This is a genomic window from Rhizobium bangladeshense (assembly GCF_001662075.1).
GTDB lineage: Bacteria > Pseudomonadota > Alphaproteobacteria > Rhizobiales > Rhizobiaceae > Rhizobium > Rhizobium bangladeshense_B.
In genome coordinates, this window is the sequence record NZ_LYPL01000018.1 from 1 (window position 1) to 13,642 (window position 13,642).

Genomic DNA, 13,642 nt, shown 5'->3' on the forward strand with positions numbered 1-13,642 from the left:
GACTGGTACATGCAGGGCAAGATCCAGATCGACCCGATGATCACCCACACGATGCCGCTCGAAGACATCAACAAGGGCTTCGAGATGATGCACAAGGGTGAAAGCATCCGCGGCGTGGTGGTCTACTAAGCCATGAAAACCATCTCGATCGACAAGTCTTACGGCGGCACTCAGGGCGTCTATTTCAATCGCTCCGAGGCCTGTGACTGCGACATGACCTTTGCGGTGTTCGTGCCGCCGCAGGCGGCCGAGGGCAAACGCCCGGTTCTGTGGTATCTGTCCGGCCTGACCTGCACGCATGCCAATGTCATGGACAAGGGCGAGTATCGGCGGCTTGCCGCCGAACTCGGGCTGATCGTCGTCTGCCCGGATACCAGCCCCCGCGGCGATCACGTTCCTGACGAGCCCGACAATTGGCAGTTCGGCAAGGGCGCCGGATTTTATGTCGATGCCACCGAGCCGCCGTTTTCGGCGAATTATCGCATGTACAGCTACATCACCGACGAGCTGCCGCGCCTGCTTGCCGCGGAATTTCCCGCCGACATGGACCGCCAGGGGATCTTCGGTCATTCCATGGGCGGACATGGCGCCATCACCATTGCGCTCAAGAATCCGGGCCGGTTCCGGAGCTGCTCGGCTTTCGCCCCGATCAGTCATCCCTCGGTTTCCGGCTGGTCGAAACCGGCATTCCGAAAATATCTGGGGCCGGATGAGAAGACTTGGCGGGCCCATGACGCCTGCTCGCTGATCGAGGACGGGCACCGGTTCTCAGAATTCTTGGTCGATCAGGGGACGGCGGATTCATTCCTGGAGGATGGGCTGCGTCCCAACGAACTCCGGCAAGCCTGCGAGGCGGCGGGTATTCCCCTCAAGCTTCGCATGCAGGAAGGCTACGGCCATTCCTACTTTTTCATTTCGACATTCATGGAAGACCATCTGCGATGGCACGCGCAGAAGCTCGAAAAATGATTGCAGGGCTTGGCTGGGCATAACGCAAACGGCCAGGGAGGGAAGGAGAGAAGCAATGAGCAGCATAGCCATACATCCGGCAGTGGATTCAGGCTTTCGAGCGACTGACGCTGCTTTCACAGGCGGGACGCTGGTGTGCAAGTGCGCGAGCAATCCCGTGAAGGTCAGGATCAAGGGCGATATCGCCCACAATCACGCCTGCGGCTGCACAAAGTGCTGGAAGCCGAAAGGTGCCGTCTTTTCGGTCGTGGCTGTAGCGCCGACCGAAAACGTCGAGGTGCTGGAAAACGGCGACAAGCTCGCCGTCGTCGATTCCGCCGCCCTGATCCAGCGGCATGCGTGCAAGCAATGCGGCGTGCATATGTACGGGCCGGTCGAGCGCGAACACCCATTCCAGGGATTGTCCTTCGTCCATCCGGAGCGCTTCCAGGAGGGCGGCTGGGCAAAGCCGACTTTTGCGGCCTTCGTGTCGTCGATCATCGAAAGCGGCTTCGATCCTTCGAAGATGGACGCCGTCCGGTCCCAGCTGAAAGCGTCGGGCCTCGAGCCCTATGATTGCCTCTCGCCCGGCCTGATGGACTATATCGCGACCTGGACCGCCAAGAAGAGCGGCGTCCTGGCCGCGTAATTCTTCGGGGGGCGCCCAACAGGTGCTCCCCGAATGCCGCCGCCATCCGCATGTCGGAACCTCCAGCGATGGCCGGCGCTCGCGGCTCTTGAGGTCCGGTGATCGATCTCGGCCGGAACCAAGCCCACCGACCTGCCACGACAACGCATGAGACGAACTCCGCGGAGGCTGCCTCCGGCGGAGCTTTTGTCGTGTCCGTCACTTCCGCAGCGGCATCAAGCGTCCATCGGGGAAAAGGTCTTCGTCCCTGGGGACACCGGTCATCGTTGGCGCTCAAGCCCATACATCGCCGATTGTGTAATCATCGAATTATTAATGTGTACATAGAGTACACAATTATTGACTCCTCCTGAAGGGCGTGTCATTTTCCCCGGCGTAGAGCAACAAGCGGCCGGAGATCGACGATGGCGAAGACACCCAAGAGCAATCTCTACGAAGACCTGAAACGCCAGATTCTGACGATGGAGCTGGATCCGGACGCTGATCTGGACGAGGTCAGTCTGAGCGAGAAGTACGGGCTGTCGCGCACGCCGGTGCGAGACATATTCCGTCGCCTTGCCGGCGAGGGCTATATCGATATTCGCGAAAACAGGGGTGCGCGGGTCATTCCGATGAACCACTCCACGCTGCGGAATTTCTTTCTCGTTGCGCCGATGATCTATGCGGCGATCGGCCGTCTCGCGGTGCAGAACTTCAAGCCCGCCCAGCTTTCCGACCTGAAGCAGACGCAGGAACGATTTCGCGCCGCCAGCGAGACGATGGACCCGCTGGCAATGGTGCTGGAGAACAATCGATTTCACGAAATCTTCGGCGAGATGTCGGGCAACGTCTACATGCAGCCGAGCCTCGGCCGGCTGCTCATCGACCACGCGCGCATCGGCCACACGTTTTTCCGGCCGAGAAACGAGGACATGCGGCGGCGGCTTCGGCTGGCCGTCGAGCATCACGACAGCTTCATCGCAGCGCTCGGCGCTCACGATGAGGATGCCGTCGTCGATCTCGTTTTCGAACACTGGGAATTGTCCCGCGAGAACATGGAGATGTTCATCGCTCCGCAAGGCCTCAAGGCGGACGCCTTCGTCGGCGGTCCGGCCACGCAATTATTGGAGAAGTCATCGTGAAATTTGAGGGGATTTATACACCGGCGGTGACGCCGCTCGACAAGAATGGACAGATTGACCGGGCCGGGTTTTCCGCCGTGCTCGAGTCGCTGATCGAAGCGGGCGTCCACGGCATCATCGTCGGCGGCTCGACGGGCGAATACTACGCCCAGAGCAGCCAGGAACGGTACGAACTCGCAGCCTACGCCAAGGAAGTCATCGGGACGCGGCTGCCGCTCATTATCGGCACCGGCGCCACGCGTACCGAAGATTCGGTCGAATACGCAAAATCGGCAAAGGAAATCGGCGCGGACGCGATCCTGGTGTCGTCGCCGCCCTATGCGCTGCCGACCGAACGCGAAAACGCCGTTCATGCCCTGACCGTCGACCGCGCCGCGAACCTGCCGATCATGCTCTATAACTACCCCGCCCGCATGGGCGTGGTGATGGGCGAGGAATATTTCTCCCGTGTCGGCAAGTCGAAGAACGTCGTCGCCATCAAGGAAAGCTCGGGCGACATGGGCAACCTTCACCGGCTCGCCCGGAAGTTTCCGCATATTTCGCTGTCCTGCGGCTGGGACGACCAGGCGCTCGAATTCTTCGCCTGGGGTGCGAAGAGCTGGGTCTGCGCCGGCTCCAACTTCCTGCCGCGCGAGCATGTCGCCCTTTACGAAGCCTGCGTCATCGAAAAGAATTTCGACAAGGGCCGGGCGATCATGAGCGCGATGCTGCCGCTGATGGATTTCCTCGAATGCGGTAAGTTCGTCCAGTCGATCAAGCACGGCTGCGAGATCATTGGCCTGAGGGCCGGCCCGGTCCGCGCGCCGCTGCGCGGTATGACCTCCGAAGAGAAAAGAACCCTTGAGACTGTCGTCGCCACTTTGAAGCGCACGGTCGCCCAGATCACGTCGGGAGCCAACCATGCATGAACCTTTGACCGCCGCCGAATACAAGGCACTCGCCCAAGAACTCCATGTGCCCACCAATGCCTTCATCGACGGCGCGTACCGTCCGGCGAAGTCGGGCAAGACCTTCAAGTCCACCAATCCCGCGACCGGCGAACTCCTCGCCGAAATCGCCGCCTGTGATACAAGCGACGTCGACTATGCCGTCGCCAAGGCCCGCGAAGCCTTCGACGATGGCCGCTGGCGTCAGCTGACGCCTGGCGCGCGCAAGGAAACGCTGCTCAAGTTCGCAAAGCTGCTGGAGCGCAACCGCCACGAGCTTGCCGTCATGGAAAGCCTCGACAGCGGCAAGCCGGTCCGCGAGTGCCAGACCGTGGATGTCCCCGACACGATCCACACGATCCGCTGGCATGCCGAGCTGATCGACAAGCTGTACGACAACACCAATTCCGTCGGCCCCAATGCGCTGGCGATGGTCGTTCGTGAGCCTATCGGCGTGGTCGCCTGCGTCCTGCCATGGAACTTCCCGCTGCTGATGCTTGCCTGGAAAATCGCACCGGCACTCGCCGCTGGCTGCTCGGTGATCGTCAAGCCCGCTCAGGAAACCACGCTGACGACGCTGCGTGTCGCTGAACTGGCGCTCGAGGCCGGTATCCCGGCGGGCGTTTTCAACGTCGTCACCGGCAGCGGCAAGGATGTCGGCGAACCGCTCGGCTTGCATATGGACGTCGACATGGTCGCCTTTACCGGATCGACCCCCACCGGCCGTCGCTTCCTCCACTACTCTGCCGATTCCAACCTCAAGAAGGTGGTGCTCGAATGCGGCGGCAAGAACCCGGCCGTCGTGCTTGACGACGCCGAAGACCTCGATCTCGTCGCCGAGCAGGTGGTCAACGGCGCCTTCTGGAATATGGGCGAAAACTGCAGCGCATCCTCGCGCCTCATCGTTCACGCCAGCATCAAGGACGAACTCCTCAAGCGGATCGGCGCCTATATGCGCGAGTGGAAGACCGGCGATCCGCTCGATCCGGAAAACCGCATCGGCGCGCTCGTCAGCAAGAGCCATTTCGAAAAGGTGAGGTCGTTCCTCGACGACGTGAAGAGCGAGAAGCTTTCGCTGGCCTTCGGCGGGCAAACCCAGGACGGCGTCTTCATCGAACCCACGGTCGTTGACGGCGTGACACCTGCCAGCCGCCTGTTCAAGGAAGAGATTTTCGGGCCGATCCTGTCGGTAACGACATTCGAGACCCTCTCCGAAGCCGTGGCTCTCGCCAACGACACCAATTACGGCCTGACCGCGTCGGTCTACACGGGCAGCCTGCGCAATGCGATCCGGGTGTCGCGGGATATCCGTGCGGGTCTGGTCACCGTCAACTGCTTCGGCGAGGGCGATGCGAGCACGCCGTTCGGCGGCTACAAGGAGTCCGGCTTCGGCGGCCGCGACAAGTCGATCTTCGCCCACGACAATTATTGTGAACTGAAGACCATCTGGATCGACGTATCCGAACGCTCGGTCGACGAGACGATCCGATGAGCCGTCATGTGATCAAGCACCTGCCGACGGATACCGGTGTCTCGGGGTGGGAGGCGACCAGCGAGCGCGCCTTTCCCGTGACGGCGCTTGAACACGACATCACCGCCGACTGGCTGATCATCGGCGGCGGATTTGCCGGCCTGTCGGCGGCCCGCCGTCTCTCGCAGTCGCGCCCTCAGGACAAGATCGTCATCCTGGAGGCGCGCGAACTCGCCAAGGGCCCGGCCGGCAGGAATTCCGGCTTCATGATCGACGTGCCGCACAACCTGTCCTCGGGCGAGTATTCGGTGTCCGATGAAGAGGCGACCAAGGATGAGATCCGGCAGAACCGTCTGGCGATCTCCTTCGCATCGGATGTCGCGGCCGAATACGGCCTCTCGAGGGAAACCTTCGATCCCTCGGGCAAGGTGAATGCGGCCGCATCCGAGCGCGGGCTCGGGCTCAACGACAACTACAGGAAGTCGCTGGAGAAGATCGGCGAGGAACATCGCGTTCTCGACGCCGACCAGATGCGGGAGATGACGGGCTCGCGCTATTATCGCGGCGGGCTCTATACGCCGGGCGCGGTGATGATCCAGCCCGCCGACTATATTCGCGGCCTGGCGCGCGGCCTTTCCTCGAAGGTCGCCATCCACGAGCACTCGCCGGTGCTGGAGCTTTCGTGCGAAGGCCGGACCTGGAAGGCGAAGACCGCACGCGGCTCCGTTTCCGCGCCGAAGGTCATTCTGGGCGTGAACGGCCATATTCAAAGCTTCGGCCATTTCCGCGGCCGGCTGATGCATATCTTCACCTACGCCTCGATGACGGCGGCCTTTTCCCAGAACGAATTCGGCGGCGATGTCACCGGCGTCGATCGCTGGGCCTTGCTGCCGGCCGATCCGATGGGCGCGACGGTGCGCAAGATCACCACCGACGGTCGTTCTAGGATCGTCGTCAGGACGCGGTTCACCTATGACCCGGGCCTCAAAGTGTCGGAAAAGCGCGTCGCCGGTATCGCCGCCGAACAGCGCCGATCGTTCGACGCCCGGTTCCCCGGAATGGAGCGCCTGCCGATGGAATATAGCTGGGCGGGCGCGCTCTGCCTCAGCCGCAACCATGTGCCGGCCTTTGGTGAGGTCGAAGAAGGGCTGTTTTCCGCCTGCTGTGAAAACGGTCTCGGCACCGTCAAGAGCACGCTTGCGGGAATGATGGCGGCCGACCTGGCATCGGGCGCCGGCAGCCCCGAGCTCAACAAATTCAAGAACCAGCCGGAACCGACCAGACTGCCGCCAGAGCCCATCGCATGGCTCGGCGTCAACTCGGTCATCCGCTTTCAGGAATTGCGTGCAGGCCGCGAGGGATGATCCCTCGGGTCACGCAATATGAAGCTGCCCGTTCGCAGACTTCAAAGGGAACGCAAAACAGGAGTAACAACAATGAAAAATTTGTGGAAGGCGCTTTGCGCTGCCGCGCTGATCGGGATCAGCGTCCTGCCGGCCCGCGCGGAAGAAAAGACGATCAATCTGGGCACGATGGCGTGGGAAGACCTGACGCCCATCACCGGCATCACCAAGAAGGTTCTCGAAGATGCCGGCTACACGGTGAAGGTGACCGAGTTCTCCGAATGGGGCATCGCCTATGCCGCTCTCGCCAAGGGTGACATCCAGGCTCTCACCTCGCAGACGGATTATGTCGCGCAGGATTACTGGGACAAGAACAAGAACCGTCTCGAAAAGATTTCGCCGGTTTCGCACGGCCTCTACCAGGGCGTCGCCGTTCCCAAATATGTCCCGATCGACTCGCTGGAACAGCTCAATGAAAACGCCGACAAGTTCGGCGGCAAGATCATCGGCATCGAGCCGGGCGCCGGCCTGATGCGCGATACGGCGAATGCCGTCAAGGACTACGGTTTGAAGCTCCAGCTCGTCGAGGGCAGCACGGCCGCAATGACGGCGGCGCTGAAATCCGCCTACGATCGCCAGGAATGGATCGCCGTGACGATCTGGGAGCCGTCGTGGATGGTCCAGAAGTACGAGGTCAAGTACCTCAAGGATCCGAAGGGCGTATTCCCGCCGCCGCAGACCTATTACTGGATCGGCCATAAGGGCTTCTCCGAAGAATACCCGCATGCCCGCGAAGTCATGGCCAGCGTCTACGTGCCGATCGCCGACATCACCACCATCAACGGTGCAGTCAAGGACGGCAAGACCATGGACCAGGCTGTGCAGGATTGGATCGGCGCCCATGCCGACCTGATCAAGCGCTGGGAGAACATCAAGAAGAACTAAGACGTGTCGTGGCCGTCCGCTCCATCGGGCGGCCACCCTGAAGCTCAGCGAAAAAAAGCCAGCGCCATTGGCTCAAAGGGGATCGCTATGAAAGCCGCCAATATCGATGCCAAGGATGTCCTGATCGACTGTCAGTCCCTCTGGAAAGTTTTCGGGGGCAAGTCCGCTGCGGCGATGAAGTCGATCAAGGAGCGCGGCCTCGGCAAGAAAGAGGTTTTGCAGGAATTCAACTGCGTCGTCGGCGTCTCCGATGCGAGCATCGAGGTCCGGCGCGGCGAAATCTTCTGCATCATGGGACTTTCGGGAAGCGGAAAATCGACGCTCATCCGCCTCCTCAACAAGCTAATCACGCCGAGCTCCGGCAAGGTTCTCGTCAAGGGGCGCGACCTTGCCAGCCTGTCGCCCGTCGATCTCCGGCAGATGCGCGCCAAGAACATCGGCATGGTGTTTCAGAGCGTCGCTCTCCTGCCGCATCGCACCGTCCTGGAAAATGCGGCCTTCGGCCTCGAGGTCCAGGGAATTGCAAAGGGGGAGCGAAACAAGACCGCCGCCGCCGCCCTCGAAAAAGTCGGCCTCGCCGACTGGGTGAGCCGCTATCCCAATGAGCTTTCCGGCGGCATGCAGCAACGCGTCGGGCTTGCCCGCGCGCTCGCCTCCGACCCCGAGATCATCCTGATGGACGAGCCGTTCAGCGCGCTCGATCCGCTGATCCGGCGTCAGCTTCAGGATGAATTCCGCCAGCTGACGAAAGCGCTCGGCAAATCCGCCGTGTTCATCACCCATGATCTCGACGAGGCGATCCGCATAGGCGACCGCATCGCCATCATGAAGGACGGCGTCATCATCCAGACCGGCACGGCTGAAGAAATCATCCTCAACCCGGCCGACGCCTATGTGGCCGAGTTCGTCGCCGGCATATCCCGCCTGCATCTGATCAAGGCGCATTCCGTCATGCGCAGCGTTGCCGAATTCCAGCAGAGTGTGCCGAACTCGGATATCGCGTCGCTGGCTCGCACGACGCCGGACGCCGACATCGACGAGCTCATCTCTTTGACGATGCAGTCGGACCGCGACGCCATAGCCGTTGTGGATAATGATCAGGTGGTCGGCGTGGTTACACCGCGCAGCCTGCTGATGGGCGTCAAGGGAACCTCCGCCCACGATCTCACGGTGGCGTGAGTCCAACTGGAGCTGATTGACATGGATACTTCAGCCTTCACTGACGTTTTCGACGAATGGACGGACTCCGCGCTCGAATGGGTGAGCGACAATGGAGAGTTTCTCTTCGAGTATATCAGACAGGTTCTGGAAGGTCTCTATGATGGGATCCTCTGGCTCCTGGAGCTTCCGCCCTTCTACGTCGTCGCTCTGGTCGTGGCGCTGATCGGCTGGCGGCTGGTCAATGTCTGGTTTGCGCTGCTCAGCGGCATCGCCCTGGCGCTTTGTTTTTCGATGGGGCTCTGGCCGGAGACGATGAGCACTCTGGCCCTGGTGCTGACCGCGACTGCGATCGCCCTGGCGATCGGTATTCCGATCGGTATCGCCGCCGGCTTCTTCACCGCGCTCGATCGCTTCATGGAGCCGGGCCTCGATCTGATCCAGACGCTTCCGCCCTACATCTACCTGCTGCCGGCGATTGCCCTGCTCGGCTACGGGCCGGCGACGGCGCTGATCGCGACCGTGATCGTCGCGGTGCCGCCGGCAATCCGGCTGACCTCGCTTGGTATCCGCATGACGCCCAAGGAATTCATCGAACTTGGAGAGGCGCTCGGGATGACGCCGGCAAAGATGTTCTTCAAGATCCGTCTTCCCTTTGCGCTGCCGAGCATTATGGCAGGCATCAACCAGAGCCTGATGATGGCCTTCGGCATGGTGGTCATCGCCGGCATCGTCGGCTCCGGCGGGCTCGGAGAGACGATCTATGGCGCGATCAGGACGCTCGATATCGCGACCTCGATCAATGCAGCAATTGCAATCGTGGTACTGACCATGGTGATTGACCGGATAACCCAGAGTGCTGCCCGCCTGGGAACAGGGAGGAAGTCATGAATCCTGCGGACCTGCAATTTTCGCCGGGCGCTTTCCTGGCTCCGGCCGTCGATTGGCTCAACACCAACCTTCATCCGCTGTTTGCGGCGATCAGTACTGTCGTCGAAGCAGTCCTTTCGGCAATCGAGGCGGCGCTTCTCTTCGTGCCTCCCTTTGCGCTGATCGCGATCGTCGTCGTCCTGGCGTTCTTCGCCGTCAGCCTGCGCGCCGCCATCCTTGCCGGCCTTTGCCTCGGTTTCTGCCTTCTTGTCGGGCTGTGGACGGCATCGATGCAGACGCTCGCGCTGGTCACCGTCGCCGTCATGATTTCCGTGCTGATCGCCTTCCCGATCGGCGTGCTCTGCTCGCGCTATAAGACGCTGGAGGCCGTGGTTCGCCCGATCCTCGACGTGATGCAGACCGTGCCGCCATGGGTCTATCTCATTCCGGCGGTGATGATCTTCAGCCTCGGACGGGTGCCGGCCATCATCGCCACCATCGTCTATGGCATTCCACCGATGCTGCGCCTGACGACGCTCGCCTTCAACCAGGTGCCGAAGGTGTTCATCGAGCTCGGCAGCGCCATCGGCGCACCGCCTCGCTCGATCCTCTGGAAGATCGAGATCCCGCTCGCCAAGCAGACGCTGCTCGTCGGGCTCAACCAGTGCATCCTTCTGTCGCTCGCGATGGTGGTGCTCGCCGGACTCGTCGGCGCAGGCGGTCTCGGCGCGGAAGTGACGCGCGGCCTGACGCGCATGGAGATGGGGCTTGGCCTCCGGGCCGGCCTTGCGATCGTCGCGGTCGCTCTTCTGCTCGACCGGCTGTCGCGCGGCCTGCTCGATCGCGGCGGGATGCCCAAGGCGAGGTGAGCAAGGATATCATTGGATGAAAAACAGCTTCTTCTGCATCGATGCGCATACCTGCGGTAACCCTGTTCGTCTCGTCGCCGGCGGCGGGCCGTTGCTTCCGCACGCGCCGATCAGCGAGCGCCGGGAGATATTCCTCCGTGACCATGACTGGGTTCGCAAGGCACTGATGTTCGAGCCGAGGGGCCATGACATCATGTCGGGCTCGATCATCTATCCGGCCTATCGGGACGATTGCGATTTCGCCGTGCTGTTCATCGAGGTGAGCGGCTGTCTGCCGATGTGCGGCGCCGGCACAATCGGCACCGTGACCGCCGCCATAGAGGAAGGGCTGGTCAAGCCGCGTGAGCCCGGAAGAGTCGCCATCGAAACGCCGGCGGGCAGGGTCGACGTCACTTACGAGGAGAAGGACGGCTACGTCGATTCCGTTCGTCTCCACAATGTCGCGAGTTACCTTCATGAGAGTGATGTCGAGGTGGATGTGCCCGGAATTGGCCGTCTGCGCGTCGATATTTCCTATGGCGGCAACTATTATGCGGTCGTCGAGCCGCAGGAGAACTGGAGCGGGCTCGAGGACATGAGCGCCTCCGACATCGTCGCCTGCAGCCAGAGGCTCAGGGCGGCACTTGCCGGCATCTGCAATCCCGTTCACCCCGACGATGCCAGGATCTCGGGCGTGCATCACGCGATCTGGTGCGATCGTCCCATCAACGACGTGTCGGACGGACGCTGCGCGGTCTTCTACGGCGAGAAGGCGATAGATCGCTCGCCGGGCGGAACCGGCACATCCGCGCGCATGGCGCAGCTGCATGGCAAGGGACGGCTTACCGTCGGATCGAGCTATCGTCATGAAAGCCTGATCGGAACCATCTTCGAGGGCCGGGTGGAAGCCGAGGCAAACATCGGACCTTATCGCGGGATTCTGCCGAGTATCGGCGGCTGGGCGAGGGTCATCGGCCACAACACCATTTTTGTTGACCATCGCGACCCTCTAGCGCACGGTTTTCAGATCAGATGAGCGCATTCAGGAACGGTGATGAGATGACAATGCGACCTGGGCAGCATCGGCAGGCAGACGGCGCCGCGAAACCCGCTGCCCGGCTCAAGGTCGGGTTTGTTCTGTCGCGATCGTTCACGCTGTCGGCCTTCGCGCTGTTCGTGGACACGCTGCGGCTTGCCAGCGACGAGCAGGATCGTTCCGGACGAGTGCTTGCCGATTGGCAGGTGATCGGCAGCACGCGGCATCTGATCACCTCGAGCTGCGGCGTCCAGGTCGCTCCGACGTCGGATTTCGTCGACCCCACCCGGTTCGACTACATCGCCGTCGTCGGCGGCCTTCTGAGCGTGGAAAACCCCGTCGATCAGCAGACCATCACCTTCCTCAAGCAGGCGGATGCCAAGAAGGTGCCGCTGATCGGCGTCTGCACCGGTACGTTCATTCTTGCCGCCGCGGGCCTGATGAAGCGGCATGAATCCTGCGTCAGCTGGCTGCATTACAAGGAGTATCGCGAGCGCTTCCCCGACCTCAGCGTTCGCTCGGACCGGCTTTTCAATCTCGATCGCCAGCGCGGATCCTGCGCCGGCGGCAGCAGCAGCGCCGATATGGCGGCCCTGCTGGTCAGGAAATACATCAGCCGCGATGCGGAACGAAACGCGCTTGAAGTGCTGCAGATCGAGAAGGCTCGCGCTCCGGCGGACATTCAGCCCCGGCGTCCGCTCTACGACGATTACGACGATGCGCGCGTCAAGGCGGCGATGATCACCATGGAGCAGTTCGTCGACGGCAGCATGCCGATCGAGAAACTCGCCGCCATGGTCGGGCTCTCCAGGCGGCAGCTGGAGAGGATCTTCATCGAGAAGACGGGAATGTCGCCCGCCAAGGCCTATAATCGTGTCCGCATGGAGCGGGCAAAATCGATCCTCGCCCAGTCGAAGGCGCCGCTGATCGAGATCGCGCTGGATGTCGGCTTCGAAAACGCCTCGCAATTCACGAGGACGTTCAAGCGTACATTCGGGCAGACGCCCTCGCAGCATCGCGCGGCCGCTGCGAGAGCGCACTGAGTTTCAGATTTCTTCCCAGGGAAAGCTGTCCAGCCGCTCGGCGCCCTTTGCCGTGATCAGCGCCTGGGTCTCCAGTTTGATGCTTTCGGAGCCGGCCTCGGCGATCAGGCTTTCGACATTGAGCACCATACCTTCCTCGATGATGCCGCTGAAATCGGGATCGAAATCCGGATGCAGCAGGACACCGGGCCACTCATCCGCCATGCCGGTTCCGTGCAGGGCGAGCGTATAGCGATAAGGCTGGTATTTCTCCGGAATCCGCCACGACAACTCGTTGAACTCGCCGAAGGTCATTCCCGGCTTGATGACCGAAAGATTGTGCTCGATCTGATCCCTGGCCGCCGCGTAAAGCTCCTTCTGGTTGGCGTTCATGGCGACGCGGCCCGCCGTCCATGAGCGCGAGAGATCCGCGCAATAGCCGTAGGGGCCGATCATGTCGGTATCGAAGGAAATCATCTCGCCGCGCCTGATGACGTAATCCGAACATTCCTGATACCAGGGATTGGTTCTCGGACCCGCGGTCAAGAGCTTGGTTTCGAGCCATTCGCCGCCGCTGCGCGCATTTTCGAAGTGAAGCTCGGCCCAGATCTCGCGCTCGGTGCGGCCGGGCTCGGAAATCTCGTACATCCGCGCCATGCCTGCTTCGCAGACGCGGATCGTCCACCGCATCAGCTCGATTTCCGCGGCGCTCTTGATCGACCGAGCCCGCTCGGCCAGTTCCTGGCCGTCGAGCAGCGTCAATCCGCGTTCCCTGAGTTCGAAAGCGCCTGACGGTTCGAGCCTGTCCACCGCCAAGCGCCTGTTGCCGCCATTGCCGGTGACGAGGGCCGCGATCTCGTCGGCCCAGGCTTTCATGCGCGGCTCCATGAGGTTTCCCGCCGTGAAGAATATCCACGACTTCGCTGGCCGGACCTCGTCGATGCCGGACAGTCCCTCATTGACGTGTTCGGCGCCTTCGAATTCGAAGAGGATCGCCGGACCGTCGGCGAGGATCAGGGCGTAGCGCGACGGATTGTGCATCGTCCAGATGCTCATATTCGAGGAATCGAAAGCATAGCGGATGTTGACGGGATCGTAGAGCAGCAGGGCACCGCAATCCCATTCACGCATCTTTAGGCGCAGCCGCTCCAGCCGGTAGCGGCGCGCCCGGTCGAGCGTTGCGGCCGGCACGGGGCTGATGAGCGGCCGGTCGGCTCCCTCGGGGTTGAGATAGGCCTGCTTTCTCTCGTCCTTGAAGACGGTCGAGCCGGACGGCTCGGTGGAACAGCTTTCGTCTCGCAGCAT

The 13,642-nt window shown here is 61.9% G+C and carries 13 protein-coding genes and 1 pseudogene; 13 read left to right on the top strand and 1 reads right to left on the bottom strand.

What is annotated here, in order from left to right:
- The 13 genes and pseudogenes from A7X77_RS33225 to A7X77_RS26970 form a co-directional block, all read left to right on the top strand.
- A pseudogene (locus A7X77_RS33225) lies at positions 1–129 on the top strand (S-(hydroxymethyl)glutathione dehydrogenase); the annotation flags it as partial.
- A 3-nt stretch (positions 130–132) separates the two neighbouring features.
- Positions 133–969 carry an S-formylglutathione hydrolase gene (gene fghA, locus A7X77_RS26915; protein WP_064685897.1) on the top strand — a complete coding sequence of 279 codons (837 nt, stop codon included), beginning with the start codon at positions 133–135 and terminating at the stop codon, positions 967–969.
- A gap of 55 nt (positions 970–1,024) precedes the next feature.
- Entirely contained in the window at positions 1,025–1,597 is a 573-nt protein-coding gene (gene gfa, locus A7X77_RS26920; protein WP_064685898.1) for an S-(hydroxymethyl)glutathione synthase, read from the top strand.
- A 404-nt stretch (positions 1,598–2,001) separates the two neighbouring features.
- Positions 2,002–2,718 (top strand): GntR family transcriptional regulator, encoded by a 717-nt coding sequence (locus A7X77_RS26925; protein WP_064685899.1) that lies wholly within the window; start codon positions 2,002–2,004, stop codon positions 2,716–2,718.
- Positions 2,715–3,626 carry a dihydrodipicolinate synthase family protein gene (locus tag A7X77_RS26930; protein WP_064685900.1) on the top strand — a complete coding sequence of 304 codons (912 nt, stop codon included), beginning with the start codon at positions 2,715–2,717 and terminating at the stop codon, positions 3,624–3,626. Before A7X77_RS26925 ends, A7X77_RS26930 begins: the two co-directional genes overlap by 4 nt.
- A complete protein-coding gene (locus A7X77_RS26935) occupies positions 3,619–5,136 on the top strand; it encodes an aldehyde dehydrogenase (protein ID WP_064685901.1) in 1,518 nt (505 codons plus the stop codon). Before A7X77_RS26930 ends, A7X77_RS26935 begins: the two co-directional genes overlap by 8 nt.
- Positions 5,133–6,479 (top strand): NAD(P)/FAD-dependent oxidoreductase, encoded by a 1,347-nt coding sequence (locus tag A7X77_RS26940; RefSeq protein ID WP_064685902.1) that lies wholly within the window; start codon positions 5,133–5,135, stop codon positions 6,477–6,479. The genes A7X77_RS26935 and A7X77_RS26940 overlap by 4 nt, the downstream gene beginning before the upstream one ends.
- Positions 6,480–6,551: 72 nt before the next feature.
- The gene (locus A7X77_RS26945) at positions 6,552–7,403 is read left to right on the top strand and encodes a glycine betaine ABC transporter substrate-binding protein (protein WP_064685903.1); all 852 of its coding nucleotides are present in this window, start codon (positions 6,552–6,554) and stop codon (positions 7,401–7,403) included.
- 87 nt (positions 7,404–7,490) lie between these two features.
- Positions 7,491–8,582, top strand: a complete 1,092-nt coding sequence (locus tag A7X77_RS26950; RefSeq protein WP_064685904.1) for a quaternary amine ABC transporter ATP-binding protein — start codon at positions 7,491–7,493, stop codon at positions 8,580–8,582.
- A 21-nt stretch (positions 8,583–8,603) separates the two neighbouring features.
- On the top strand, positions 8,604–9,452 hold the full coding sequence (locus A7X77_RS26955; protein ID WP_064685905.1) for an ABC transporter permease: 849 nt from the start codon (positions 8,604–8,606) through the stop codon (positions 9,450–9,452).
- Complete coding sequence (locus A7X77_RS26960) at positions 9,449–10,300, top strand: ABC transporter permease (protein ID WP_064685906.1); 852 nt, start codon at positions 9,449–9,451, stop codon at positions 10,298–10,300. Before A7X77_RS26955 ends, A7X77_RS26960 begins: the two co-directional genes overlap by 4 nt.
- 16 nt (positions 10,301–10,316) lie before the next feature.
- Positions 10,317–11,315 carry a 4-hydroxyproline epimerase gene (locus A7X77_RS26965; protein ID WP_064685907.1) on the top strand — a complete coding sequence of 333 codons (999 nt, stop codon included), beginning with the start codon at positions 10,317–10,319 and terminating at the stop codon, positions 11,313–11,315.
- Positions 11,316–11,344: 29 nt separating this feature from the next.
- Positions 11,345–12,358 (top strand): GlxA family transcriptional regulator, encoded by a 1,014-nt coding sequence (locus A7X77_RS26970; protein ID WP_064685908.1) that lies wholly within the window; start codon positions 11,345–11,347, stop codon positions 12,356–12,358.
- 3 nt (positions 12,359–12,361) lie between these two features.
- Here the strand turns inward: A7X77_RS26970 and A7X77_RS26975 are convergent, their stop codons facing one another.
- Positions 12,362–13,642 (bottom strand): M24 family metallopeptidase, encoded by a 1,281-nt coding sequence (locus tag A7X77_RS26975; RefSeq protein ID WP_064685909.1) that lies wholly within the window; start codon positions 13,640–13,642, stop codon positions 12,362–12,364.

Coding starts and splice junctions, on each gene's coding strand:
- A7X77_RS26960 (WP_064685906.1), top strand. CDS start 9,449: ATGAATCCTGCGGACCTGCAATTTTCGCCGGGCGCTTTCCTGGCTCCG.
- A7X77_RS26970 (WP_064685908.1), top strand. CDS start 11,345: ATGCGACCTGGGCAGCATCGGCAGGCAGACGGCGCCGCGAAACCCGCT.
- gfa (WP_064685898.1), top strand. CDS start 1,025: ATGAGCAGCATAGCCATACATCCGGCAGTGGATTCAGGCTTTCGAGCG.
- A7X77_RS26965 (WP_064685907.1), top strand. CDS start 10,317: ATGAAAAACAGCTTCTTCTGCATCGATGCGCATACCTGCGGTAACCCT.
- A7X77_RS26955 (WP_064685905.1), top strand. CDS start 8,604: ATGGATACTTCAGCCTTCACTGACGTTTTCGACGAATGGACGGACTCC.
- fghA (WP_064685897.1), top strand. CDS start 133: ATGAAAACCATCTCGATCGACAAGTCTTACGGCGGCACTCAGGGCGTC.
- A7X77_RS26935 (WP_064685901.1), top strand. CDS start 3,619: ATGCATGAACCTTTGACCGCCGCCGAATACAAGGCACTCGCCCAAGAA.
- A7X77_RS26975 (WP_064685909.1), bottom strand. CDS start 13,642: ATGCTGCGAGACGAAAGCTGTTCCACCGAGCCGTCCGGCTCGACCGTC.
- A7X77_RS26940 (WP_064685902.1), top strand. CDS start 5,133: ATGAGCCGTCATGTGATCAAGCACCTGCCGACGGATACCGGTGTCTCG.
- A7X77_RS26950 (WP_064685904.1), top strand. CDS start 7,491: ATGAAAGCCGCCAATATCGATGCCAAGGATGTCCTGATCGACTGTCAG.
- A7X77_RS26945 (WP_064685903.1), top strand. CDS start 6,552: ATGAAAAATTTGTGGAAGGCGCTTTGCGCTGCCGCGCTGATCGGGATC.
- A7X77_RS26925 (WP_064685899.1), top strand. CDS start 2,002: ATGGCGAAGACACCCAAGAGCAATCTCTACGAAGACCTGAAACGCCAG.